General features: G+C 35.9%; 33 protein-coding genes. 5 read left to right on the top strand and 28 right to left on the bottom strand.

The window, feature by feature from the left end; all coding sequences use genetic code 11:
- Positions 1–56 precede the first annotated feature (56 nt).
- From RWM19_RS01190 to RWM19_RS01200, 3 genes are all read right to left on the bottom strand, one after another.
- The gene (locus RWM19_RS01190) at positions 57–1058 is read right to left on the bottom strand and encodes a HAMP domain-containing sensor histidine kinase (protein WP_313982827.1); all 1002 of its coding nucleotides are present in this window, start codon (positions 1056–1058) and stop codon (positions 57–59) included.
- Position 1059: 1 nt separating this feature from the next.
- Positions 1060–1725: a response regulator transcription factor gene (locus RWM19_RS01195; protein ID WP_313982829.1), complete on the bottom strand. Its 666-nt coding sequence runs from the start codon at positions 1723–1725 to the stop codon at positions 1060–1062.
- A gap of 79 nt (positions 1726–1804) precedes the next feature.
- A complete protein-coding gene (locus RWM19_RS01200; protein ID WP_313982831.1) occupies positions 1805–2533 on the bottom strand; it encodes a YebC/PmpR family DNA-binding transcriptional regulator in 729 nt (242 codons plus the stop codon).
- A 146-nt stretch (positions 2534–2679) separates the two neighbouring features.
- On the opposite strand from RWM19_RS01200, the gene RWM19_RS01205 reads away from it, so the two are divergent.
- On the top strand, positions 2680–3405 hold the full coding sequence (locus RWM19_RS01205) for a fructose-bisphosphatase class III (protein WP_313982833.1): 726 nt from the start codon (positions 2680–2682) through the stop codon (positions 3403–3405).
- A gap of 64 nt (positions 3406–3469) precedes the next feature.
- On the opposite strand, the gene ptsP is transcribed toward RWM19_RS01205, so the two are convergent.
- The 20 genes from ptsP to RWM19_RS01305 form a co-directional block, all read right to left on the bottom strand.
- On the bottom strand, positions 3470–5176 hold the full coding sequence (gene ptsP / locus RWM19_RS01210; protein ID WP_313982835.1) for a phosphoenolpyruvate--protein phosphotransferase: 1707 nt from the start codon (positions 5174–5176) through the stop codon (positions 3470–3472).
- A gap of 142 nt (positions 5177–5318) precedes the next feature.
- Positions 5319–5642, bottom strand: coding sequence for an MG284/MPN403 family protein (locus RWM19_RS01215; protein ID WP_294023887.1), 324 nt, complete (start codon positions 5640–5642; stop codon positions 5319–5321).
- A gap of 159 nt (positions 5643–5801) precedes the next feature.
- On the bottom strand, positions 5802–6329 hold the full coding sequence (gene hpf / locus RWM19_RS01220) for a ribosome hibernation-promoting factor, HPF/YfiA family (protein WP_294023889.1): 528 nt from the start codon (positions 6327–6329) through the stop codon (positions 5802–5804).
- 158 nt (positions 6330–6487) lie between these two features.
- Positions 6488–7966: a DUF2779 domain-containing protein gene (locus tag RWM19_RS01225; RefSeq protein ID WP_313982838.1), complete on the bottom strand. Its 1479-nt coding sequence runs from the start codon at positions 7964–7966 to the stop codon at positions 6488–6490.
- Between the two features lie 12 nt (positions 7967–7978).
- Positions 7979–8881, bottom strand: coding sequence for an ROK family protein (locus RWM19_RS01230; RefSeq protein WP_313982840.1), 903 nt, complete (start codon positions 8879–8881; stop codon positions 7979–7981).
- Between the two features lie 118 nt (positions 8882–8999).
- Positions 9000–10334, bottom strand: a complete 1335-nt coding sequence (locus RWM19_RS01235; RefSeq protein ID WP_313982842.1) for a C1 family peptidase — start codon at positions 10332–10334, stop codon at positions 9000–9002.
- 75 nt (positions 10335–10409) lie between these two features.
- Positions 10410–10820 (bottom strand): hypothetical protein, encoded by a 411-nt coding sequence (locus RWM19_RS01240; RefSeq protein WP_313982844.1) that lies wholly within the window; start codon positions 10818–10820, stop codon positions 10410–10412.
- Between the two features lie 38 nt (positions 10821–10858).
- Entirely contained in the window at positions 10859–11209 is a 351-nt protein-coding gene (locus tag RWM19_RS01245; protein WP_294020903.1) for a hypothetical protein, read from the bottom strand.
- 69 nt (positions 11210–11278) lie between these two features.
- A complete protein-coding gene (locus tag RWM19_RS01250) occupies positions 11279–12154 on the bottom strand; it encodes a phosphoribosylaminoimidazolesuccinocarboxamide synthase (RefSeq protein ID WP_294023690.1) in 876 nt (291 codons plus the stop codon).
- Positions 12155–12227: 73 nt separating this feature from the next.
- Complete coding sequence (locus tag RWM19_RS01255) at positions 12228–12620, bottom strand: TM2 domain-containing protein (RefSeq protein ID WP_313982848.1); 393 nt, start codon at positions 12618–12620, stop codon at positions 12228–12230.
- A gap of 32 nt (positions 12621–12652) precedes the next feature.
- Entirely contained in the window at positions 12653–13558 is a 906-nt protein-coding gene (locus RWM19_RS01260; protein WP_313982850.1) for a YegS/Rv2252/BmrU family lipid kinase, read from the bottom strand.
- 76 nt (positions 13559–13634) lie between these two features.
- Positions 13635–14009 (bottom strand): desulfoferrodoxin family protein, encoded by a 375-nt coding sequence (locus RWM19_RS01265; RefSeq protein WP_294026743.1) that lies wholly within the window; start codon positions 14007–14009, stop codon positions 13635–13637.
- A gap of 22 nt (positions 14010–14031) precedes the next feature.
- A complete protein-coding gene (locus RWM19_RS01270) occupies positions 14032–14535 on the bottom strand; it encodes a ferritin (protein ID WP_294020911.1) in 504 nt (167 codons plus the stop codon).
- Between the two features lie 231 nt (positions 14536–14766).
- Positions 14767–15489, bottom strand: a complete 723-nt coding sequence (locus tag RWM19_RS01275; protein ID WP_294020912.1) for a lantibiotic immunity ABC transporter MutG family permease subunit — start codon at positions 15487–15489, stop codon at positions 14767–14769.
- Positions 15490–15491: 2 nt separating this feature from the next.
- A complete protein-coding gene (locus tag RWM19_RS01280; protein WP_294020913.1) occupies positions 15492–16241 on the bottom strand; it encodes a lantibiotic immunity ABC transporter MutE/EpiE family permease subunit in 750 nt (249 codons plus the stop codon).
- Positions 16238–16936: a lantibiotic protection ABC transporter ATP-binding protein gene (locus RWM19_RS01285; protein ID WP_294020914.1), complete on the bottom strand. Its 699-nt coding sequence runs from the start codon at positions 16934–16936 to the stop codon at positions 16238–16240. Before RWM19_RS01285 ends, RWM19_RS01280 begins: the two co-directional genes overlap by 4 nt.
- A gap of 279 nt (positions 16937–17215) precedes the next feature.
- On the bottom strand, positions 17216–17506 hold the full coding sequence (locus tag RWM19_RS01290; RefSeq protein ID WP_294020915.1) for a Dabb family protein: 291 nt from the start codon (positions 17504–17506) through the stop codon (positions 17216–17218).
- 6 nt (positions 17507–17512) lie between these two features.
- Entirely contained in the window at positions 17513–18331 is an 819-nt protein-coding gene (locus tag RWM19_RS01295) for a hypothetical protein (RefSeq protein ID WP_313982856.1), read from the bottom strand.
- On the bottom strand, positions 18325–19023 hold the full coding sequence (locus RWM19_RS01300) for an ABC transporter ATP-binding protein (protein ID WP_294023713.1): 699 nt from the start codon (positions 19021–19023) through the stop codon (positions 18325–18327). The genes RWM19_RS01295 and RWM19_RS01300 overlap by 7 nt, the downstream gene beginning before the upstream one ends.
- A complete protein-coding gene (locus tag RWM19_RS01305; RefSeq protein ID WP_294023700.1) occupies positions 19023–19388 on the bottom strand; it encodes a GntR family transcriptional regulator in 366 nt (121 codons plus the stop codon). The genes RWM19_RS01300 and RWM19_RS01305 overlap by 1 nt, the downstream gene beginning before the upstream one ends.
- 149 nt (positions 19389–19537) lie before the next feature.
- On the opposite strand from RWM19_RS01305, the gene RWM19_RS01310 reads away from it, so the two are divergent.
- Genes RWM19_RS01310 through RWM19_RS01320 form a run of 3 tightly spaced genes read left to right on the top strand, consistent with a single transcriptional unit; the run spans position 19538 to position 21445 of the window.
- On the top strand, positions 19538–20011 hold the full coding sequence (locus tag RWM19_RS01310) for a DUF2975 domain-containing protein (protein WP_313982859.1): 474 nt from the start codon (positions 19538–19540) through the stop codon (positions 20009–20011).
- An 8-nt stretch (positions 20012–20019) separates the two neighbouring features.
- Positions 20020–20226: a helix-turn-helix transcriptional regulator gene (locus RWM19_RS01315; protein WP_294020921.1), complete on the top strand. Its 207-nt coding sequence runs from the start codon at positions 20020–20022 to the stop codon at positions 20224–20226.
- The gene (locus tag RWM19_RS01320; RefSeq protein WP_313982862.1) at positions 20213–21445 is read left to right on the top strand and encodes a DUF4153 domain-containing protein; all 1233 of its coding nucleotides are present in this window, start codon (positions 20213–20215) and stop codon (positions 21443–21445) included. Before RWM19_RS01315 ends, RWM19_RS01320 begins: the two co-directional genes overlap by 14 nt.
- Positions 21446–21480: 35 nt before the next feature.
- On the opposite strand, the gene RWM19_RS01325 is transcribed toward RWM19_RS01320, so the two are convergent.
- From RWM19_RS01325 to RWM19_RS01345, 5 genes are read right to left on the bottom strand one after another with little or no spacing between them, the layout of a single operon-like run.
- Complete coding sequence (locus RWM19_RS01325; protein ID WP_313982864.1) at positions 21481–21870, bottom strand: heavy metal-associated domain-containing protein; 390 nt, start codon at positions 21868–21870, stop codon at positions 21481–21483.
- A gap of 21 nt (positions 21871–21891) precedes the next feature.
- On the bottom strand, positions 21892–22134 hold the full coding sequence (locus tag RWM19_RS01330) for a metal-dependent transcriptional regulator (protein ID WP_294020925.1): 243 nt from the start codon (positions 22132–22134) through the stop codon (positions 21892–21894).
- Between the two features lie 56 nt (positions 22135–22190).
- Positions 22191–24635, bottom strand: a complete 2445-nt coding sequence (feoB, locus tag RWM19_RS01335) for a ferrous iron transport protein B (protein WP_313982867.1) — start codon at positions 24633–24635, stop codon at positions 22191–22193.
- A gap of 27 nt (positions 24636–24662) precedes the next feature.
- Positions 24663–24884, bottom strand: a complete 222-nt coding sequence (locus tag RWM19_RS01340; protein WP_313982869.1) for a ferrous iron transport protein A — start codon at positions 24882–24884, stop codon at positions 24663–24665.
- A 10-nt stretch (positions 24885–24894) separates the two neighbouring features.
- Complete coding sequence (locus RWM19_RS01345) at positions 24895–25107, bottom strand: FeoA family protein (protein ID WP_294020929.1); 213 nt, start codon at positions 25105–25107, stop codon at positions 24895–24897.
- A gap of 218 nt (positions 25108–25325) precedes the next feature.
- Between RWM19_RS01345 and RWM19_RS01350 the strand changes: the two genes are divergently transcribed.
- Positions 25326–26219: a DegV family protein gene (locus tag RWM19_RS01350; protein WP_313982871.1), complete on the top strand. Its 894-nt coding sequence runs from the start codon at positions 25326–25328 to the stop codon at positions 26217–26219.
- Positions 26220–26393: the final 174 nt, after the last annotated feature.

Genomic DNA, 26393 nt, shown 5'->3' on the forward strand with positions numbered 1-26393 from the left:
GCAAATGTGACACAATGATGACATTTTGTAAGATAAAAAATCCTGTTTTCACAGGATCAAATAATTTGTTTATAGAAACGTACAGTAAAGCAAGCACCACCATCTGGATGATTCTTAACACTGATGGTTCCGTTTTGAGCAGTGATAATCATGCGGGCAAAAGCTAGTCCAATTCCTACGCTTTCCGGTTTTGCGTTTTTACCCTTATAAAAGCGTTCAAACATGTATGGGATATCTTCCTCCAAAATCCCTTCTCCATTATCTTGCACAATCACTTCTGTGTATAATGGATTTTCACTGACATTCAGTTGAATCGTACCACCATCTGGAGTATGTTCCATCGCATTCTTGATAAGATTACTGAAAGCTTCCATTGTCCATTGATCATCAACGAACATCTTTTCATCTGAACAGTTCAGAATACACTTTTGTTCTTTTAGTTCCATCGGAATTGCGAATGGTTCTATTGCCTTTGTTAAGATATCTTTTACTAGTATTTCTTGTCGATGGAAGATAGCAGTCTTCGCATCGATTTTAGACATCTTCAGTAATGTTTCAATTAGCCACTGTAATTTCTCTAACTGTTTCTTGATATCTCGACGATAATAGAGTGCTTTCTCATTAGAAAGATGATCATCATTTAAAACAGTTAGCGATAAGTTAATTGATGTAAGTGGTGTTCGCATCTGATGAAAGATATCCGCGATTGCGTTAGTTAATCGAACTTTATCTTTTTGTAGTAGTTCGGTTTGTTCATTGAGTTTAATTACCATCTTCGAAATCTCATCACTAAGGATAGATAATTCACCTTCATATTGCTCATCAATACGGATTGCACTGCCATGTAGCACCTTATCTAATGATAAACTTAACTGTGCAATCTGCTCGTAACGCTTGATAGAGAAATAATAATGTATTCCTACAAGCACAAGCATCAAGAATAGAAATAGGAATGCATATCCACCAAAAAATGGATATGTGATAACCATGCATACAATACCAATCACAAAAGAAATTAGTAACTCATGAAGAACATCTTGATTACGTAAATACTTCATATCAGTCCATCCTATATCCTAGTCCACGCACTGTTTTAATAATCTTGGGATTTGTAGGATCATTTTCAATTTTCTCACGCAAGCGTTTAATATATACCGTTACCGTATTGTCATTCACAAAATCACCAGCAATATTCCAAATCTCATCGAGGAGTTGATCTCTTGTAAGTAGCTTGCCACGATGATCGATAAAGAGTGTGAGTAACTTATATTCAAGTGCAGATAAATTGATGATAGTATCCTTTTTCTTTACAATAGCCTTTTCTGTATCAACTTGTATGTCATCTAAAAGGATAATTGTTTGATGTCCTGCATGACGACGTAAGACATTTTTGATACGAGAGAGCAACTCCTTTGGACGAAATGGTTTGGTGATGTAATCATCTGCACCAATGTTCAACCCTCTCACCACTGTCTCTTCATCTGAAGACGCACTTAAAAAGATGACTGGCAACTGAGTCTTTTGTGCCATATCACATACCGCAAAGCCATCACCGTCTTTTAAAGAAACATCCAATAACAATAATTGGTATTGTTTTGTCTTTAATAGTTCTTCCGCTTCCTTTTGTCCACTAGCATGATCTGAAGCAAATCCTTCTAGATTCAGATATTCCTGTAAGGAATGAACAATTGCGAAATCATCTTCCACAAGTAGTATTCTCGTCATAACGCTTCCTCTTTATCCATAGTAGCACAAGCCCAACAAAAGAAAAACTCTTCCATACTAGGAAGAGTATTCATGCATGTTATTCGTTAATGATAGCGTTATGGTACACCTTATTTACATCATCTGCTTCATTGAGCATATCCATTAACTTATGGAACGCTTCAATTTCTTCAGGATCTGTAAGTGTTACATATTCATTTGGTAACATTGTTGTTTCACATGTTTCAAATTCAATGTTTGGCAATAGTTTTTCAATCGCATCCTGTGCCTTACCGAAATCAGTGAATGCTGTCTTAACAGTCATCACACCATCTTCAATTGTAAGGTCAGTAACATCAACCTCAGCTTCTAATAATGCCTCAAGCATTGCGTCTTCATCCGCATAGTTAAATACAAATAGACCAACTGATTCATAGTTGTAAGAAACACCACCAGCGTTAACCATCTTAGCACCCTTTGACTTATTGAATGCTGTCTTAACTTCTGTCATAGAACGATTTGTATTATCTGTTAAGCAATCTACAATAACAGTAGAGTTACCAGGACCAAATCCTTCATAGCGTGCTTCTGTATAGTTTTCGTCTGTTCCACCCTTCGCTTTGTCGATTGCTCTCTTAATAACATCGGCAGGTACTTGGTTGGATTTTGCTTCAGCAATCTTTCTCTTTAAAGAAAGATTCATATCTGGATCAGGAACACCACTCTTGGCAGCGATATATAATTCCTTTCCAAAACGTGAATATAACTTTGATTTAATTGCAGCAGTCTTTGCCATTGAGGCTGCACGGACTTCATGCGCTCTTCCCATATTCAATACCTTCTTTCATAAAAATAGCCGTTGATATTATACCAAAACTGTGTCTTATTGTGAAGAAAAAACAATTGAAGTCTAACCATAATCCACATCCCTATATCCTGTTTGTGGTATGATATTTGCATTAGGAGTTAATACAGATGTCGATATATGTAATGAGTGATATACATGGTTGCTACGATGAGTTTATGCAGATGTTAGATCTGATTTCTTTTAGTGACTATGATGAACTATGGATTGTTGGTGATGTTTGTGACCGTGGTCCTAAGTCGATGGAGTTATTACAAAAGATTATCTCCAGCAAGAATATGCACCTCGTCATGGGCAATCATGACGTATGGCTATTAAAGTATGCACAATACATGATCGACTGTAAACGAGATTTTCGCGCACAGCGTGCAGATGATGATTATCTACGATGGACATTGCGTAATGGAGGACTCATCACTTCTGACCAATTTATGGACTTAGATTACCATGAATGTTATGACATTAAACTTTATCTCGAAAACTGTCCGTATTACAAAGAATTAACCGTTCATGGCAAAAAATTCCTATTAGTTCATGCTGGCCTTAGCGAAGAATATATGAAACCTACTACTGTCATCGCCTCTGTACCACATCACACCCTAATATGGGAAAAGATAGGTTTAGATGCAAATCCCTTCAACGATACGACAATGATTGTAGGCCATACACCTACCTTCCGCTATGGCGATGAATACCGTGGAAAAATTGCCATAGGAAAGAATAAACAAATCTATCATATTGATTGTGGATGTGTATTTGGTAAGTCCTTAGGTTGTTTACGCCTAGATGATTTAAAAGAATTCTATATTCCAAGTTTACAGCCGGATCGAACATAACACTTCTTCATAATAGAAAAAAATGCTGTATAGGTCATTTCACTTATACAGCATTTTCATTACATTACTTTGAAATTGTATTCTTGATCAGTTCTACAACTTCTGCTTCTGTAGATGAAGCAACTGCCTTTTCAGCTAGTTCCTTCATCTTAGCATAACTTAAGGAGTTAATGATCTTACGTGCTGGTAAGATTGAAGTAGCACTCATAGAGAACTCATCTAATCCTAAACCAAGTAATACTGGTGCAGCTAACTCATCGCCAGCCATTTCACCACACATACCACACCATTTACCTTCTTTGTGCGCTCCATCGATTGCCATCTTGATTAAACGTAATACAGATGGGTTTAGTGGCTGATAGAGATACGATACTGGTTGACTCATACGGTCAGCAGCCATGGAGTACTGAATCAAGTCGTTTGTACCGATGGAGAAGAAATCTGCTTCCTTCGCTAACTGATCAGCAAGTACTGCTGCAGCAGGAATTTCAATCATGATACCAACTTGTACATCACCGACAGTTACACCTTCTGCGATCAATTTTGCACGTTCTTCATCATATACAGACTTTGCTTCACGGAATTCTGCGACAGTCGCAATCATTGGGAACATGATGCATAACTTACCAAATGCGGAAGCACGTAATAGTGCACGCAATTGAACACGGAAGATATCCTTACGTGATAAGCAGAAACGAACAGCACGTACACCTAAGAATGGGTTCATCTCTTCTTCAAATTGGTAGTAGCTTAACTTCTTATCGCCACCGATATCAAGTGTACGAATAACAACTTGCTTGCCATTCATACCTTCAAGAACTGATTTATATGCCGCAAACTGCATGTCTTCGTTAGGGAAATCATTTTCACTCTTCATGTAGAGGAATTCTGTACGGAATAGACCTACACCTTCACCACCATTTGCGTTTACTGCATCAACATCAGCTGGTGAACCGATATTACCAACCAGTTCAACCTTATGGCCATCAACAGATACGGATGGTTTATCTTTTAAAGCCTTTAAAGCTTCCTTATTTGCACGGAACTCTTCAGCGCGCTTTGTATAATCCGCAATCTGTTCTTCTGTTGGGTTTGTGATTACTTCACCATTGATAGCATCTAAGATTACTAAATCACCAGATTTTAATGTATTTAGAATTTCATTTACACCAACGATTGCTGGAATCTCTAAGGAACGTGCCATGATAGCACTGTGGCTTGTACGTCCACCGATTTCAGTCGCAAAGCCTTTTGCGAATTCCTTATTTAAGGAACCTGTATCAGATGGTGTTAAGTCTTTTGCAACCACAACTACTGGTTCATTTAATGTACTTAGGTTAGGAATTTCATTTCCTGTGATATTGCAGAGTAAGCGGAATGATACGTCTTTAATATCTGCTGCTCTTGCACGCATGTATTCATCATCCATGCTTTCAAACATAGAAATCATCATCTTTGATACACAATCAGCTGCGTATTCAGCATTTACTGAATTTGATGTAATTTCATTCTCAATTGAAGCACGGAATTCTGGGTCACCTATCATCATAAGATGTGCATCGAAAATAGCTAATTCTTCTTCTGCTAATGTCTTTGATGCGACTTCTTTAATCTGTTCAATATCTGCGATTGTCTTTGTAAATGCACTATCCAACTTCTTTAATTCTTCCTCTGGATTTGCGCTTGTCTGTACAATCTTGAGAACTGGTTGTTCCAACTTATAAACTTTTGCAATTGCAATCCCCTGTGATGCTGCTATACCTTTCAACATGTCTTAGAACCTCCTTGTTGTATAGGATATATCTGTTTGCAAGAATGGAAACGGTTACATTTTATTTCAAAATAAAAAGTAAAAATTTCCGCATGAATACAGCCTTTTGAACATCTATATCTGTAGTTCATTTTAACATTTTTCAAATATCTAGGCAACGAACGAATTCTTCAACTGCTTCCTTTTTTAGTCGATAATATGATGATTTTGCATAGTAGTTACAGTACCAGTTTCTTGGTGATTGATTTAGAAAATCATGCTTGATGATACACACAGTATCCGACGAACAATTCTCCATGACATGTTCAATCATATGCCCTATTCCCCTTTGAACATAAGCAACTGTTCTTTCATGAACTTCATGACTATCGCCAATTAACTCTCGCGTTTTCTCCCGGCGATAGATTCTTCCTAAACTCTCTAATAGTTTAACTTTCTCATCGTATGGTAAACGTTGTAATTTCATGTGACATAGATCCCCTTAAATCTATATACACAGTATGAAGGAGTTTCCTACGACAGTGTTTAAATTTCCAGTATTCCTATTGCTCTTATTCTAAAGTTCTAGTTTGACTGTAGTTTCTTTAAACAAAAAATCGGGATTTCTCCCGATCTTTGAAACTTGTTATTTACTAACTTCTAGTAAGCCATATCCACCGCTGGAACGACGATATACAACAGAAACAGTTTCTGTTTCATCATCTGTATAGATGTAGAAGTTATGTCCACTGAGTTCCATCTTCATGATGGCTGTATCAAGATCCATTTCTTCCGCATTCACAGTCTTTGTCTTAACAGGAATTGAGTTTTCTTCTTCCGCAAGATCTGTATCAATAAATGCATTTGCAAGGTGTTCACGATGCTTCTTATTCAGTCTAGTCTTTTGACGACGAATTTGGTCTTCTAACTTATCAATCGCTAAATCTACTGCAGCATAGAAGTCATTATTTACAACTTCTGCTCTTAAAATACCTACACGTGATGGGATTGTAACTTCTACCTTCTGAGAGTTTGGATAAACTCTGGCAAGTACACGCGCAATCGTGTTTTCATCGATGAGTAAGTACTTATCTAAAGCAGATAATTTCTCCTCAATCTTTGTACGCATTGCTGGTGTAACAGCGATATTCTTACCTACAATTTCAAATCTCATAAAATACCTCCTGTATGTGCTCGAGATACACTCAAAACAACTACTAATGTTTTCAATGATACCTTTTGCACTTCTTGTATTTATGCCTATATTATACAACATAAATACAATTATTTTTGTATTCGATGTGAATATTCCGTGATAAAAAACTTCACCTTTTACAGTGAAGTTTTTTGAACCAATTCAAATAGCCATTTTAGTACAACTGTCATCGCATAGGTATCCATACCGCAATATGCCTTTAAGTCAGCGATACTCTTTTCTACATCTTCAGTATCAACATTCTTATCTAGATTACGCCATTCAAATACCGCATCCATACCTTGTTGGATATCTAGGTCATGATAGCCTGGATCATCCATCATTGCCATAATGGTTTTTAATGACCACTGTCCCTTCATCCGTGTATCGTAAATGATACCTGTTGAAAATGGCAACTGTAGATCTTCCATGCGTGCATTGATGTGTAATAGGTCCTTTGCGTATTCTGGATACATATCTGCTAACTCTTGAATACGAATCTTTTCAGCACCTTCTGCGTTATAAGCAAGTACCGTTCCTTCCTTAGGAATCGAATGAATTAAATGTTCTGCCATGTCCTTACGGTTATCATGGATATTGAGATAGACTTCGTGCTCGATTCTACCATCTTCATGCATGATATGTAGAGAATATTCAAATGGCAATACATCATACGGGTGCATTCCTTCATATGGTGGAATCGCAAAACGCTCCCATTCAAAATCAATACAGGTAATCGGATAATGAATGTAACCTAACCAGTTTGCCAAGGCATTGTAGTCAACATATTGTCCACCATTTCGGTCTGCTTGGATTTGCGCAAACTGTTGAGAAGAACCTTCGATACGTTCTGGATCTGCATCTCTAAGATATAATCTTCCTTCTTCATACATCTGTCGCTTAAATCTTGAAGCAATCAGTGTCAAAATAGAATTATCCGGTAACTGTTTTTCGTGTGGGAAACAATCATCATAGTATAAACATTTTTGACGTGTCATACATTGTGGTTTCCGGATTGGTTCTCCTACCGTTTCAAACGTACAGGATTCCATCTGCTGTAATAAATAATGCAAATCATGTAAGTTATCATAGATGGCTTCTTTGATATCTACTGTTGGATTATTTTTATCATTATAGAAAGATGTACTGACGATAAATAATTCATGTGGATCTAATTCTTTTCCTCTACGGTAGTTTTTATTGAGATGGATCATATAAATATCTTTGATTCTAATATTTAATCCCTCTAATACCCATACCGTATCACAATAGAACTGCATATCATCCGCATGTGGAAATAAACCAACAAATAGAAAATACAGATCCCATCCATCTTGATTGCGATGTAAGAATGGTGCTTTAATACGTAGCTGCTCATACTCAAAACGAGCTTTAACAAGCCAGTCATACTCCTGTAAAGCATTCATGGCTAAGCTTGCGTCATCACCCTGTTTACCAAGAAAATGGTTAGTTACACCTAGCTTCACACAAGCCAGCTCACTAACCTCTTCATCCAATCTTACAAATGGCTGAAACTTTCTCTTTTCCGCTTGCATTTCGTTTAGAAATAAGCGGGTACAGCGCGTATATTTCTTAAAATCAGAAATATGAAACATAAAACTCCTCTATTAAATACCCTCACTCATCGGTAACATTGCTGCACCGATAATGCCAGGTTCATCTAGCGTCGCAATCACAAATGGTGTGTTATGCAAAGCTGTATGTGACATTGATTTATAATTCTCAATCACTGCTGGCAAGAACTTATCTGCAGATTTTGTCATACCACCACCGATAACAAAGATATCTGGGTCACATACACATGCAATAGTCGCAAACATTTGACCTAAATCTCTTGTGGCTTCATCAACAATCTTAATAGCTCTTTCATCTCCTGCATCAGCTAAATCAAATACACTACCTGCATGCAGGATTTCTTTATCTTTAATCACTTCTTTTGCCTTGCGTGTGATATGAGTACCACTTGCCTCATTTTCTACTGCACCAACATTTAAGTTATTAATCTTTTCACGGTTACGGTCGATGATGATATTTGCAATCTCACCACCAAAGCCATGCTTACCACTTACTGTCTTTCCATCAACGATTAATGCCCCACCAATACCAGTAGAAATCGTTACATAGTATACAACACTCTTATCTTTACCTGCACCAACCAAGGCTTCCGCAAGTCCTGCTACGTTTGCGTCATTATCCACAAATGCTGGCATACCAAATTCCTTGGATAGTTCATCCGCAAACGGATAACCTGTAAATCCCTTTAGGTTTGTGCTTAATACCATACTTCCAGACTTCTTATCAACCGGTCCTGGTACACCTACACCAATCGCAGAACAATCTTTCCATCCTGGAATCTCTCTTACCATTTCTTTGAGGTTAGACATGACCTTTGTTGGCCCTTCCATACCGTATGATGGTCCCTTTACTTGAGATAGTACTTCACCAAATTCAGTTACTTTCGCAACACGTACATTTGTACCACCTAAGTCAATTCCAATATATGTCTTCATACATCCTCCAGATCAAATAAAATTCATTATTTTTATTATACACTATGAATCGCTTATGAATGCACCAGAAAGAAAAAACCAGAAGAATTTCTTCTGGTCAATAATCATTACGATAGAATTAGTCAGCTAATGTACCAAATGGATCCCATGGTAACAGTTCCTTTGGCTCTTCTAAAAGTGTCTTTTGAGAAGTTTCAGATAAGTACTTCTTATGTACAGCAACAACATATGTATATTCATCAAACCATGAATCAGATGCGATGAAGTAACCCTTGTTACCAATCTTTTCTCCCCATGAGTTTTCAATCTTCCAACGAGTTGGTTTTTCATCCACAAGATTTACACCAGTTAATACCATCGCATGGTTCATTGCGGATTCCTTATAGTCTAGCATCTCAGCCTTTGTCATATCCAATTGCATATCTAATGTATTGGCATAGTCATACTGTGCATTATCCCAAAGACCTGTATCACGATCAGCATCCTTACCACAATCACAACCAAACCATACCGGACAACCATCCTTCATCTGTGCAATCGCAGCTGCTTTTAATTCATCCATTGGTAAGTTCAGTAACTTTACCTGTTCTCCATCAACGACATTCCCTAAGTACTTAACTGTATAAGTCTTATGGAATGGCTTATCTGCAGTAGGCCCATGAATGACACTGATATAATCAGATAAATCAATTCCTAAGTTTGCATAGAAATCTAATGGCTTTACATGATATTCCGCATGATAGTTACCATCTTTATCGTTGTATTCGAATGTAAATTCCTTTGGTGGTAAGCCAAAACAAGACGCAATCAAACCATAGATTTCCTTGAGTGCTGTTTCCTTTAATGCTGGAATTTCATCCTTCTTACCTGCTTGAGCTAACTTGCGACTATCCACCGCAAACTTACGTAAACGACGGTTAAGAATTGCATTCATCTTAGACGTATGAGAACCTTGGTAAGTATCCGGCATCGCACTCTTTGGCGCAATACCATATTTCTTAACAAGGCTTACTAACATGTTCCACTGGCCACCATCACCAACAGCCCACTCTAATAAGAAACGCATATTATCGCTTCCTACAGGACCATCAATTTCCTGTAGTGTACACTCCATAAACCAGTTTGCCTTTTCTAGTTTGTCGTAGAAAGCAATATAGTTCTGTGATAACTCAAACTCAGCCATGTTATATTTCTTTGCAATCAGTTCTCTTAAAACATTCATGGAAGAGAAAATCCAACAACGACCAGATTGGTATTGATTTGTGACTGGCATTGTTTTTAAATCAATTGAGAAGATATTAGGATTATTTCTTTCTGCATCAAAATTACGACTAATTGTACCGATATCATTCTTCACCAAGGCATTGCGAACAACTCTTGCCTTTTCATCTTTTAAATAATTCTCACGTAATGTATCAATTTTCTGTAATGTTACAGGATTCATATTAGACATTTTAATTACCTTCTTTCTATGTAGTATGTTATAACTAACTCATCTATTTTTCAATTAATAAACACTGACAAATTCTTAACTTTTTGCAGAAAACTCCTGTTTACAATGTGGACAATGAATCACAACTTCTCCTCTCCCCCTTGGTATACGAATAAGTTGATAGCAACGTTTACATACAAAGTACTTATAGTCTTTATTTGTGATATTATTTTTGACTGCTTTAAACTGTCTTGTCACAAAACGATTTGTGTCTTGATACTTTCGATTTTCAATACTGCGCTTCGTGATATTTCTTGATGTAAAGCGATACACAAATATGCCAAAGATCACAAATGCAAGTAACACCGGAATACTATTTTTTACAAATAAACCCAATACCAAGATTATTACCATCATGATGAGTAAATGTGTATTGAGACGATCCATACCGTAACTTCTTCTAAGACGATATTGTAATTGTTCGATCAAACGATTTCTTCTGTTCATATATACTTCCTGTTCTAATGACAGGATTATATCACTTCCTACGCACAATCGATACGATGTCGAAATACTTCTTCTAATAAAGAACGATAGTTTTGAAAACGTCTTTGTAATGTCCGCAAGGACATATGATACTGGTATGCAATATCTTTTTGTCTAACTCCATCAATGTAGTAAGACACAAACATATCCATTGCCATCTTCCCATGTACCACTTTCATGTAATGCATGATCTTCTCTACTTGTTCAACTTGTTTTAAAACTGCTTGATATTGTTTCTGAAGCATTTCATCTGATGATTGTTTCATTTTCATTTCTAGTGCTTGTTGCAATTGTTTTTGTAGTGGATACGCTTTGCATATATCCCTAAAATAATCTTTCCTTCTACACATACTGACCCTCCACTTTTTCTATACACGATTACATATAGATTCCCATAGAAAAAGCTGAGTTTCACTCAGCTAAAAAGTTAGGTCTTTACCCGTTAATAGATGGTACGCTTCCAAGTACTTCGCAATTGTCTTATCAATTACTTCTTGTGGTAAGCAGTAATCACTATTTGGATTTTGTTTTAACCAGTCTCTAACAAACTGTTTATCGAAGGATGGCTGTCCTTTCCCTGGAGCGTAACCTTCGACTGGCCAGAAACGGCTAGAATCCGGTGTTAACATTTCATCAGCTAATACAACCTCGCCATGTTCATCAAGGCCAAATTCAAACTTGGTATCAGCGATGATAATGCCCTTTGTTCGTGCATATTCAGCACATTTCTTATATAGTGCAATCGTATAATCTCTTAACTTCTGTGCATACTCTTCACCACGTTCTGGGTATGCCTTCTTTAAGATTTCCACAGACTTTTCATAACTAATATTTTCATCATGTTCACCAATCTCTGCTTTAGTAGATGGAGTATAGATTGGCTCAGGAAGTTGATCGCATTCTCTTAGACCATCTGGTAATTTAATATTACATACCGTCTGATCCTTTTGATAACTTACCCACCCAGAACCTGTGATATATCCTCTTACGATACATTCAATTGGTAACATCTCCAACTTCTTACACATCATTGATCTACCTGCAAATTTCTCATTACGGAAAAATTCTGGCATCTGTTGTACATCAGTAGTAATCATATGGTTTTTTACAATATCTTTTGTTAGATCAAACCAAAAACGTGACATTTGTGTTAAAACAATTCCTTTGTTTACTACCTGATTCTTTAAAATGACATCGAATGCAGAAATACGGTCGGTCGCCACCATAATTAAGGCATCATCAGCGTCATAGATTTCACGTACTTTGCCTTCTTTGATTGGTGCATATTGTTTCATAATGTTCTCCTCCTTAATGAAACACGATTGATAAACAATTTAAACAGAAAAACGGCATTCAAAGAATACCGCTTTACATTTCAATATAGCCATTCTCATCAGCCGGCTTAGAAAGCGCGATGATGAATTTATAAATTCCATAGATTGCTGGGATACCTGTCCAGCAGAAAATAAGTGAAAGCATACCCGCACGCGTATTTCCTGCATAGAATTCTTGGGCGCCAAAAACACCTAAGAAGAACGCAAGAAGAGCGTACACAATTTTATTGACACCACGGCCATTCGTTTGGTTAGTAAAAATACTTTCAGCCTTAGTGATAATGATACTATCATCATTGCGATAGATATTAACATAATCACCAATTCTTGGTGAGAAGTTAAAGTATGCAATATCGAATTCTTCTAAGCTTCCATCAGTCTTACCAACGGATACAATACGATTTTCAATACGAATAATTTTATCCATATCTAACCCTCCAATGTCCATATTATACATTATCATGACTTACTTGTCATAATTGTCATTGATTTTGGATGAATTTCAATAGTGACTGCGCGATGTTTACCACCGTCCTCTCCATCCAATGTCCATGCAGTATCTTCTTCACAGATAAATTCAATCTTATCTGTTTTGAATGCATGTACATATTTAGGATCAATATTGCCTGTCGCTACGCCAGTTAATACGTTATGTAATACTTCAAGATTATCTAAAGCAGCGACTAACAATACTTCAAACTTTCCATCATCTAGTGTGGAATCTTCATAGAATGGAAGCTTAAATCCACCAACAGATGGTGAATTAGAAATAGCGCCAAAGACAAATGTACCTTCTTCCTCAACTCCATCATGAATAAACTTCATCTTTGTATGATTCGAAAGACTTGCCGGAAGATTTCCTAACGCATTGAGTACATATGCGCCATATCCAAGTATCTTCTTGGATTCACGAGATGTTTCATAGCTCGTTGCGGTAAATGCTCCAAAAGCAGCTACGTAGTTAAAATATTTACCGTTAAAGCAACCTACATCATAAGAGAATGGCTTACCAAAGGCTATCGTACGACAATAGGATTCAATTGTGCCTTCTCCATCAATTGCTTTACTAAAGTCATTGGTTGTACCACCTGGAATATAACCAATTGGTAAGTGAATATCTTGATGCATCATAATATTCACAACACGGTTGAGTGTCCCATCTCCACCATATACAACTATTATTTCAAATTCAGCTGCGTGAGTAATTAATATCTCTTCAGAACCCAAGCCTTTATCTGGCATGATTGGAAACACCGTTACTTCACAATCAAAGATTGTTAGATTCTTGATAATATCAAAGACAATCTTTTCGATTGCATTGTTACCTGCTTCAGGATTGAATAAGAACATTACTTTTTTCTTCATAGCACCACCTACTTCATCTTTATTCTATCACTTTCATACAATGAAAAAAGGAGATTTCTCTCCTTCATAGATTTGACTAAGCTTCTACCTTCCAAAGGCCGTGTAGGTTGCAGTATTCATAAGCTGCTACAACTTCATCACCTTCAGCTAATACGAAGTCAGCAACTGGTTGATCTGTAGGTAATAGTGCCTTACGCTGTACACCCTGCTTTGTTTCTAAAGCGATGAACTGAATAGAATGTTCTTCCGTCATTGGGTGAATGACAGAACCAACAACCACATGAACCTTGTTACCATCAACTGTAATAACTGGTACATGCTTTTCACCTGCAGCATCTGTTGAATTAGCCTTTAATTCAACCATCTCGCTACCTTCAGATGTAAATGTTGTATCGTTTCCTAATACCACTTCGATAATTTCTTTTGTTGTTCTGTTAATAAAAAATTTCATGTTCACTCTTTCCTCCTAATATTTATTGGGCTGATGATTTATAGGAACGTGATGCGAATTCATGATCCAATAAGTATAGGGCTTTAGGATCACTTCCAAATAATTCCATCTTTTGAATTAAGTCAGCAGCGTTCTTTTCTTCTTCTGCCTGTTCAGAGATAAACCAATCTAAGAACTGTGTTGTACGGTAATCATTTACCTTGCTTGCTTCAGCATAGATTGCATTGATAGATGCTGTGATGAACTTCTCATGAGCATAAGCAGCCTTTAACACATCAATATCTTCTTTTGACTTTGACTCTGGCTTAGCGATTGCTTCATAAGTAACCTTTTCATCATTGTCATGTAAATAAGCGATGAACTTTAACGCATGGTCCATTTCTTCCTTAGCTTGGATGTTATACCAGTTAGCGAAACCATCTAATCCCTTTTCAGTGAAATGGTTTGCAAATTCCAGGTATAAATAAGCACTGTACATTTCTTTGTTAATCTGGTCGTTGATTAGTTTTGAAACTTTCTTTTCCATAACGAGTTCCTCCTATGACTGTAGTCACCTATAAGATAGTTGAAATGTTTTCTATTTTCAAGGAATATGCTCAAACCTATAAAATGAAATAAAAGAGTTTTTGATAAAAATGATCAATTACCCGTTGACATAAAACCCTTACATATAGTTGTAATACCTGTAAAATTTCGTATTTATCCTTAGTAGGATAAATTAGATCTCATTTACGATTTATAGATGAAGTAATCATATTCAACTAGTTTTTAGACAATCCTGATTCCATCTTTTAAATACACAAATATGAAATAATCCTATTATGATAGAAACAATAAATACAGTTATAAATGGAGTGACAGTAATTTCCTGTTGATGAAATAGAGTATCCGACACCCTTAATAACCAAGCCCATGGGATAAAAAACCATATCTTATCACCCAGACTCGTTTCACATAATGCTGCTACAACAACGCCTACCATCGAAATACCTAACGCTACTCCTGTGCTAAATAAATAACTGATAATATGATTCATCATATATACAACAAAAGAAAAAATAGTATAGAATAAGACATTTAAAATAATGAATCTAATCGATATATCTACTCCTACAGTTTTCAACAAAAAGCTCAAAACAGTAATTGAAACCGCCAATACTATACAGTAACAAATCCATAGAAATATCACTTCCACAAAAAATGGCTTATAATTCGATTTCGAGTATCCTAATAAATATTTATATTTACCAGCCGATTCCTCCAAATTTTTCAATTGAATACAGACAATACTAGAAGCAAATGGAAGAAGTACACCTACTATTTGAAAATAAGAAAATAATATTGTCCTGCTTTGTAAATCTCCACGATGATTCCAATATAAGAATAACAGTAGAGGAAATAGTAATGCTGCTAAGACATGTATTAGTAAATAAGACGTATTTTTAATTTTCAAAAAACTAGAACATATATTCGACTTCATAACTATTTCACCTGTTTTTTAAAAGATATAGCAGAAATTTCTGACAGAATAATGAATAAAATAACTCCTAAGAATAATGAAATATAAATCATTGAATAATCAGGAACATATTCAGTCCCAAAAGGAATACCATTTATTTTCATTTTCGTCATTGGTTCTAGCAACTTTAGCGACCAATCATAAGGGAAAATATACCAGTTATCTAAGAGAGAAAAACTTGTACCAATAATCAGTGGAGCTATAGTATTAATAATCATAGAAAAATAAAGATTCGTCTTTCTTGAAAGCCATAAAGTAAATGGAATCTGCCATAAAGTTGTAACCCAAATTAATAAAACAGTTAGTAGAATTCTACTTAGACTTGTAAGACTTGGTGTCGGTAAAAATAAGCTAATTACAATAAGTATCAACCCCAGAATGATACTAATTACTAAACTCAAAAAAGCTACTAGTATAATTCTTGAAAATTCTGCCATCTTTAAATCAACATCTCTTGATAAGAAAATAGAATACTTATTTGAATCTAATTCCAATTTATTTAGTAAACCAGAAACTACCGCAATAATAACATTAATCCAAATAACTCCCCACTGATTCACTGCTGTTTCTACAGTTAAACTTAGAACGCTTTCACCACCCAGCGACGAAAATAATAAGGATATCAAAGCACAAATAAGGGGAAAAAGAATAATCAATTTATTAATACTTGTATTTTTTATTTTTAACAAGTTTGATAGAAATATTCGTTTCATAATTCCTTTCTCCCCTTTTCCAATAATATTTGATTATTGAATAACTCTTCAAGGTTCTCGGAACCATCATATTCTTTCTCTAGTACAATCTTTCCCTCATAGATAAAACCAATGAAGTCAGCTATATGTTCAATTTCCGATAGAATATGACTCGAAATCATGATTGTCATTCCTTCAGATTTAAATGACTCTATTATGTCTCTTAACTCTTGAATACCAATTGGGTCTAAGCCATTAGTAGGCTCATCCAATATAAGTAATTTAGGTGAATTGATTAAAGAAATAGCTATACCTAATCTTTGTTTCATTCCTAGAGAGAAATGTTTTACTGGTCTCTTATCAATATTTCCTAAACCCACTTTATTTAACAATGGAAGTATAGTGCTTTCTGAAATCCCAAGCATTGTTGTTACTACTTTCATATTATCATAGGCACTCAAATTCTTATAAAGTGGCGGTTCTTCAATGATACTCCCAATTTTCTCAAGATCACGACGTGACCATTCTTTACCTTCAAAAATAATAGAACCGCTTGTCTTATTAATTAAACCAGTCAAAATCTTCATAATAGTAGATTTTCCAGCACCATTTGGGCCAATCAAACCATAAACTTTACCTTTCGGAATATTCATGTTGACATTATCTAATACTGTTCTCTTCCCATAGGATTTTTTTAAGTTTTGTATTTTTAGCATATTAATTACTCCAATTTTGTATACTGTTAAACTTTTTATGTAACAAGCAAACAATATACTTTCTTTTCAAATTTTCTAATAATTCTGTTTAATATGACTTTTTTATCAGTAAAATTGATCTCAAACTAGCAACTAATCCTTCATCACTGCTACATTCATTGCGCAATAGCTATCAAAATCCTTCAAATGAACTTTCAGTACTACTATTCAAAACCTATTATTGATTTTAGAGTGGGAGTTTACGAAACCACTATTTCATTTTATTTAGAAAAATTTCTTCTAAATCTCATAATCGATACAAGAGCGAGCTTGAATCTTATCTTTTAATAAAGCTTTTAGTTTTAAGTGTTCTGGATGAACCTGGTATGCATTTAATGCCTCAAAAGATACAAAGTCAAACACTAAGGCAAAATCATAATTTGTTGGATCTGCATCCTTGTGATTGCATACTACTTCACCACTAGCCACTTCTTTTAAACTTGTAAGTGTTTTAGCAAGAGTTACTGCCTCTTTTAAACTTTCTTCATGATTTAAAGCCTGAAGTTTAAACATTACAATATGTCGAATCATATATCATTACTCCAAATTTAGATGGTAACGTAGGATATATACGTTAGCCGCAAAGAAGATAACATTCATAATAATTGAATAAATTAATGTCATTGTTTGATAACTCATTTGGTTAAGAGCATTCATAACCTGCACTGCACCAAATGTCACTACAAAGATAGAAGGAACTTGGAATAGAGATGGAACCACAATACCTAGGATAATAAATGTAGCGATACCAACAAGTAAACGATGTTCTGGGAATAAGTTACCAACTGAATAACATAGATAAATCAGTAATAAGAACTGTGAAGCTGAGAATAGATACGTTGCACATAACTCTATAAATCCTAAATCTAATATAATCTTTACTGCACGAAGTAGCCAATCAAAATTTAAATATAGACTGCGAATAAAATCGATAAATTGACCTGTACCGATAATCATACCAACTAGGCATGCTAGCTGTGCGAGTACAAATAGTACAACATAGATCATATATGTAATAACCTTACTTAATACAAGCTGCCAAGTGGTTACTGGTAATGTATGCATCAAATATCCCTGTCCAGATAATAGATTCTTGTGGAAACGCTGTACAGAAGACCCAAAGATCATCATAAATGTCGCAAATACAATTCCTACTACCATCAAAACCAAAATGAACGAAACTGTCGAAGAGTTACTTGTGTAGAATGGATCATATGCCAATCTATCTGACATGATTTTAAGATTGGTGTTCACTGATACACCTAGTACGATGGATAATAAGAATTCAGCACCAATCAAGATTAGAAATAATTTATATGTTGATTTAAATTCAAAATGAATTAATTTAGCTAGCATGCGAATACCTCTCTAAATAATGCGTCTACTGACTTACCTTCTTTTTCACGAATATCATCTATCGTGCGATGGAATACGATTTCTCCATCACGGATGAAGATTGCTTCATCTAATACAGGCTCTACATCCGCAATCAAATGTGTAGAAATGACTACCAATGCATTTTCACTGTAATTACCGATAATCGTACGTAAGATATAATCTCTAGCAGCTGGGTCAACACCACCAATTGGTTCATCTAAGAAATAAACTTTTGCTTCACGACTCATTGCAAGTACAAGTTGTACTTTTTCTTTATTACCCTTTGATAAATTCTTAAGCTTATCTTTTAGTTGAATATGTAACTCATCTAACATCTTTAGTGCTCGATCATAACGGAAGTCATCATAGAAACTTCTAAACATCTTTAACAGTTCACCAACATTCATCCAATCTAATAGATAATCCGCATCAGGTAGATAAGACACAACCGCCTTAGTTTCAATCCCTGGCTTTTTACCATCGATAAAGATGCCGCCCTCTGTTGGGGTTAATAAGCCATTTGCAAGCTTTAACATTGTTGTCTTACCACTACCGTTAGGACCAAGTAAACCTACGATACGTCCTGACTCCAATGAAAGGTCAACATGATTTAACGCTACTTTATTACCATATTTCTTTGTTAAACCTTTGCATTCAAACATTACACTCATCATTCTTCTCCTTGCATATTAATAAAATCAATCATCTGTGTTTTGGAATATCCTAGCTTTTTTAGCTTTGCGTAATATTCCGCGGTTAGGCTTTTAGCCTCTTCACCCTTGATACCATCAAGCATGGATTTATCTTCACTAACAAAACGTCCTGCAGTACGTTGTGTATATACAAGCCCTTCTTGTTCAAGTCCTATCAGTGCTCGTTGCATCGTATTTGGATTGACTCCAGATTCTTCTGCTAATTCACGAACAGATGGTAACTTGGAACCTGCTGGATATACACCCGTCACAATTCTTCGTTTGATAATACTGACTAGTTGTGGATAAATTGCTTGATCACTTCTAAATTCCCAACTCATCATTTCTCCTTCTGTATTACTGTCTTAATACAGTATTATATTAATACAGTAATATGCACCTGTCAATAATAATTATTTATTGTTTTTCGATAAATAATTATTGAATTACAGAAATATATATACTATGATACTTCCACAAGGAGGACTTGATTATGGAATCTAGTTCAAAACATATACGTAACAGCATATTACTTACACGCATATTGATATTACTCATTGCGCTTATCGCAATCTATATCATCATCAATAGTGTTTCAATCGCCAAAGAGTTTATTGACAGTCGAAATATCACCTCAATATCTACACAGAATCAAATTATTCTCGCCTGCGGGATTGGCTATATTGGCTTTGTAGTATTACTTCGCCTTCTATACATTATCAATCAGCTTCTCGTAAATATCTCTAAAGAAAATGTGTTTATTATAGAGAATATAAATCTATTAAGACATGCAAGTGTTTGTTGCTTGTTAGGAAGTGTACTTGCTTTTATACTTGCAGCGATTTGGTCTAAGCTATTCTACAGTATTGTATTTGCGGCCATCTTCTTTGCTTTGATTATTCGTATTATTCAAAATATTTTCCAACAGGCAATTCGTATGAAAGACGAATTAGACCTAACAATATGAGGTGACTTATGCCTATCAATGTTGATTTAAATGTCATTATGGCAAAACGTCATATCAGTGCAGGTGAACTTGCTGAAAAGATTGATATTACACCAGCAAATCTATCAATTCTAAAAAATGGAAAAGCAAAGGCAATCCGCTTCTCTACGCTAGAGGCGTTATGCAAAACCCTAGATTGCCAACCAGGAGATATACTCAGCTATGAACCAGAATAAACAAACGATGATTGCACCTGATACACTCTTATTCTGTATCGCAATTGCAACTTATATATTTGGATATCTATATGCTTCACTTTTTGTAATCTACTTTGCCTTTGCAAAGTTAGCAGCACTATACATTCTGATCGTAGAAGTTAGCGCAGCTTCCCTTCACAAAGAGCGCACAAAAGAATCTATCCTATGGGCATGTCTACTATTATTTCAAGGTATTCTTCTTGGATTTGATCGTTCTTTTGAATTCGAAAAGGTAGCGATACTACACGCGAATGTCATCTACTATACGTTATGTCGTTTTCAGAAATTATCACTTCCAAATACAAGTGAAACAATCCTATTGGATTTTTTTGAGGGGTGGATCATTCAGCCATTCTCACATCTATTTGCACGTATCATACATATCATCAAATACCTACGCACATACATTCATTCAAAGCAACTAAAAACAGTAGTATTTAGTTTGATTATCTTAATTCCACTTGTACTTTTCGCATTAGGACAACTATCCGCAATCGACCAAAACTTTGCAAACCTAACAACAAGTCTTTTTAGATTTATCTTCCATCCACTAAATTCAATATATTTCTTCCGTATCATTTGGAGTTTACCAGTTGGTGCCTATCTATTTGGACTTATCAGTAGTTGTATTCTGAGTGAGAAACCCTTTATATCCTATGATGGCTGTAGAGAGTTCTTCCTAAAGAAAAAAGTGATTCCGCTTATTTCTATTCGTATCACAAATTTGGTATTACTTATACTCTATCTTGTATTCTTTATGTTCCAGTTATCAGAGTTACCTACTGTATTAGCTGCACCTAGCGCAGAGAGTTCATGTGTATATGCAGTACGGGGCTTTTGGAATTTCTTCCGTATCATGGGATTAAACATCCTATTAATTTTGGCATTAAACTTCCTAGTCAGAAAAGAAGATACTACAAACACAAAGCTAGAAACATATATATTGTTATTCACAACATTATGTTTCAACTTGCTTGCATGTTTAAAACTAGGCCTGTACTTCTTTACCTACGGCTATACGGAACGTCGAGTGATTGCTTTATGGTTACTGGTTTCAATCTTAATTTCTCTTATACTGATTATCATTCGTATGCATAAGAAGTTTAATTTAATTCAGTTTATAACTACATCATTTGTAACAAACTACATTCTCTTCCTTTACTTACTTCCACTCTTCTATCCAATAACCTGGCTTTAAAAAAATGGTCACTTTCTATTGAAGTGACCACTTTTTTATTTAATCCAATCAACACTCAGTACAGTATATTCGCCTAAGTCATTAACTGCTTTACGTAATACTGTTTCATCTACTTTAGACTTCATATGAACATGTGCTTTCTTTAAATCAGAGTCTACTACTGCGTATACACCTTCTATTGTGTTTAATGCATTTTCAACTTTTGAAGCGCAATGTCCACAAGTCATACCATCCACAGTAAGTACTGCTTCAAATGGATAATGTGCAAGATTCTTATCTGTAACCTTTACATTTGCATGACAGCCACAACCTCCACCACACGATCCACCGGATGAACAACAACCAGAAGTTCCTCTTTTAATAACGGAGCGGATTGCAACTACAAGTACAACTACTAATACGCCACCTACTACTATTGTTCCCATACTACCTCTTTCTAAATGCAGTTAACCTGCACTATAGGTTTTACCTATTTCTTTTCCTTTTTCACAAAGGTATACAATGCCATAGTGTTCTTTGTTGATATATCCTTCATGTGCTAGTTTGGTTAACATGGCACATACACTTGGTCTAGAAACATTTAATTCTTTTGCCAGTGTTACGCTACGTACGCCTCTACCACTTGGATCTAAGCGAAGTAATGTAACTAAATATTTAATCTTCGCTGCTGTTAATTCGTGTATAGACATTATACATACACCTTTCTAAATAAGGTACAGGTTGCCCTGCACCTTATAGTAAATCATTATTTTTCTTTGTAACCCGGACGTACAAGTCCCCAAATGATAGCTGCAATTAATACAATCGCAACAACGAGTCCAATTGGGTGGATATTACCTGTAACTGCAGAACCTACCTGGTAGATAATGAGTGCAATTACGTATGCTAAAGTACACTGATAAGCAATTGCAAACCATGTCCACTTACCATTATTCATCTCACGACGGATAGCACCAATTGCCGCAAAGCATGGAGCACATAGTAAGTTAAATGCTAAGAATGAGTAACCTGCAATCGGGTTATTGTTGAATGCATTTGCCATAGATGTAAAGATCTGCCATCCATTTTCAGCAACTTCACCAGCGCCATAGAGAACACCCATTGTACCTACAACGTTCTCCTTCGCAACTAGTCCAGTAATAGCAGCTACAGCTGCACGCCAATCACCCCAACCTAAAGGAATAAACATAAACTTGATTGCATTACCAATTACCGCAAGCATAGATTCAGACTGTTCTACAGCACCAAATCCATTTTCAGTAAAGCCATAGCTTTGCATGAACCAAACAAGTACAGTCGCTAGTAAGATGATTGTTCCTGCCTTCTTAACGAAGGAAGAACCACGCTCCCACATAGAATGTAAGATATTAGAAGGAGTTGGCCAGTGATATGCAGGCAATTCCATTACGAATGGTGCAGGATCACCAGCAAACATCTTTGTCTTCTTTAATGTAATACCTGAAATAACGATAGCCGCAATGCCTAAGAAGTAAGCACTTGTCGCAACTAATCCAGACTTCTGGAAGAAAGCACCAGCGATTAAAGCGATAACTGGTAACTTCGCAGAACATGGAATAAATGTTGTAGTCATAACTGTCATACGACGGTCACGCTCATTCTCGATTGTACGTGAAGCCATGACACCAGGAACACCACAACCTGTACCAATTAACATTGGGATAAAACTCTTACCAGATAAGCCAAACTTACGGAATACACGGTCCATAACGAACGCAATACGAGCCATATAACCGCAGCCTTCCAAGAATGCTAGGAAGAAGAATAATACTAACATCTGAGGTAAGAAACCAAGAACTGAGCCTACACCAGCAACAATACCATTTAGGATAAGACTCTGTAACCAATCAGCAACTTCAATTGACTTCAAGAAGTTACCAATGACTGTTGGTAAACCATCTTGCCATGGTCCATATGTAGCAGCTTCAGGTTCTTCTTCTGCTGAATAGATTTCATAATCAGAGTAAGTTACTTCACGAGTTTCCTCTACATCACCTTCATCATTATGAATATCAGCTGAAACAACCAAGTTCTCTAACTGCTCTGGTTTAAGAACTGTAATTTCTGTTTCACCTTCGTCATTTTCGCTAGAAGAGATATAACCCTTTTCAATTGCTTCATCAATGAAGGCTTGGTTTGCTTCTTGGTCTGCTTTATATGTACCAGAATCTTCATCAAATTCTGCACGTCCTAAGCCAAACCAGAACCAACCATCACCGAATAATCCATCATTTACCCAGTCAGTAGCACCTGTACCAAATGTCTGGATAGATACGAAGTATACAATAAACATAACTACCGCAAAGATAGGTAAACCTAACCAACGGTTTGTAACGATGTTATCAATCTTATCAGAAACACTGAGCTTACCAGCATTCTGCTTTGTATAGATACCGTTTAGTGTTTCAGTAATAAATGTGTAACGAGCATTTGTAATGATAGATTCCGCATCATCATCCAAATCCTTCTCTACTGCAGAAACAATTTTCTCTACTTCAGCCATCTGGCTTTCATTGAGATTCAATCTTGCAAGTACTTTTTCATCTCTTTCAAATACTTTGATTGCATACCAACGTTTTTGATCAGCAGGTACATCAGTTAATACAGAATCTGTAATCTTAGAAAGAGCTGTTTCAATCTTATCTTCATACTTATGAACTGATGTAGCTGATTTTGCTTCAGCAGCCGCAATCGCAGCTTCCGCAGCTTCCATAATGCCCGTTTCTTTCAAAGCGGAGATTTCAACAATCTTACAGCCTAACTTCTCGCTCAAAGCATTGATATTAATCTTATCATCAGCCTTCTTAACAAGGTCCATCATGTTGACAGCTACTACAACTGGAACACCAATTTCAAGTAACTGTGTTGTTAGATATAAGTTACGCTCCAAGTTTGTACCATCTACAATATTTAAAATCGCATCAGGATGTTCACCAATCAAATAGTTACGAGAAACAACTTCCTCTAATGTATATGGTGATAATGAATAAATACCAGGCAAGTCCTCAATAATTACATCTGGATGTTTCTTGAGTTTACCCTCTTTCTTTTCTACAGTTACTCCTGGCCAGTTACCTACATACTGGTTAGAACCAGTCAAGGCATTGAATAAGGTCGTTTTACCACTGTTTGGATTACCCGCTAAGGCAATCTTCAATCTTTCGTTTGCCATTCTACTTTCTCCTTATCTCTCTATGAATTACTCGACTTCAATCATTGCGGCGTCATCCTTACGGATGGATAATTCATAGCCTCTTACAGTCACTTCGATTGGATCACCTAATGGAGCAACCTTACGAACATAAACCTCAACTCCTTTAGTGATGCCCATGTCCATGATTCTACGCTTTACAGCGCCTTCACCATGAAGCTTCAAAACCTTTGCAGAACTGCCAATCGTAACTTCCTTTAATGTATTCATTCTTCCCTCCTTATATCATGACTTTCATAGCCATTTCTTTCCCAATCGCAATACGTGTTTCTTTCACGTTTACAATTAGGTTTCCACCGACTTCTGAGACAACTGTGGCAGAGCCACCAACGACAAAACCGAGGTCTGCTAAGTGTTGTTTCACTTCCGCACTCCCCCCAATTTTAACAATCTTATATTCTTGACCAATTACTCCTAAAGCTAATGGTATCATCGCTTGCCTCCTTACAAAAATGAACAAAAGTTAGAGCACTCTAACTAATGTTAGTTTAGACTCACTAACTAACATTGTCAATGTTTTCAGTAAAATTAATTGATATTTTTCACATAATTCTTTTGTGAAAATTTCACGACATTTTAATTATTTTGTCTGAATTCAATAGACAAAAATCTCTAATTATTTATAATACTTTTATGATACTTGGAGGCCCTATGAATAAATATGTAATCGCAACATCCTCTACTTCGGATTTGCCAGCAGAGTACCTAAAAGAACACAATATCCCCTTTATCTCATACACATACACAATTGACGATAAAGTTTATATAGATGATTGCACAGAAGAAAGTCGTAATTTCTTAATGACTTCCATGCGTGCAGGTAAGCAACCAAATACATCTCAAATCACAGAATATGCATACTATGAATTCTTAAAAGAAATTCTTGATGCAGGTAATGATGTTCTATTTGTTGATATGACTCGCGCTTTATCCTCTTCTATTAATAACGCAGAGCGCGCAATCAAGAGCCTAAGCGAAGAATTCCCTGATCGTAAGATTAGTCTATTAGATAGCTATTGTGTTACAGGTGGTCTAGCCCTTTTCCTAAAGCAATTAGTAAAACGTCATGAAGAAGGATGGGATTATGATCAACTTGTGGAATGGGGAAATGCACATAAGTTTGAGTACATTCACCGTTTCATGGTTGAAGACTTACAATGGTTAAGACGTGGAGGAAGATTATCCAACGCTTCTGCCCTACTTGGAACAATTCTATCCATCAAACCACTCATCTATATTCCAGATAGTGGAAAGCTTGTTTCCTTTAAACAAGTACGCGGTAGAAAGAAAGCACTGCATTCATTAATCGATTCATGTGCAGATGACATCGCCGATTATACAAAAGACGAAGAAATCTCAATTATCCACGCAGATGCATACGAAGATGCAGTCGCATTCCGTGATGACTTTATCAAAACCTATCCACAGTTCAAGGATACAGAGATTTCCATCATGCAATTAGGACCGGTCATTGGAAGCCATGTAGGTCCAGACTTCATGGCTATCACATACCATGGCAAACACAGATTAAATATTGAAAAGTAAAAAAACTCGGATCAACCGAGTTTTTATTATTGTGATAAGAATCAAAAATTATAATGGCATAACAAAAATAAGAATCGATACGGAAAAAACAAAAAGCAACCGTAGGTCTAAGCGGTAAACGCTTCGCAGACCATGACTGCTTTTCACTCATTATATAACACATTGAAAAGTCAA

Source organism: uncultured Solobacterium sp. (genome assembly GCF_963517755.1).
Taxonomy (GTDB): Bacteria; Bacillota_I; Bacilli_A; order Erysipelotrichales; family Erysipelotrichaceae; genus Bulleidia.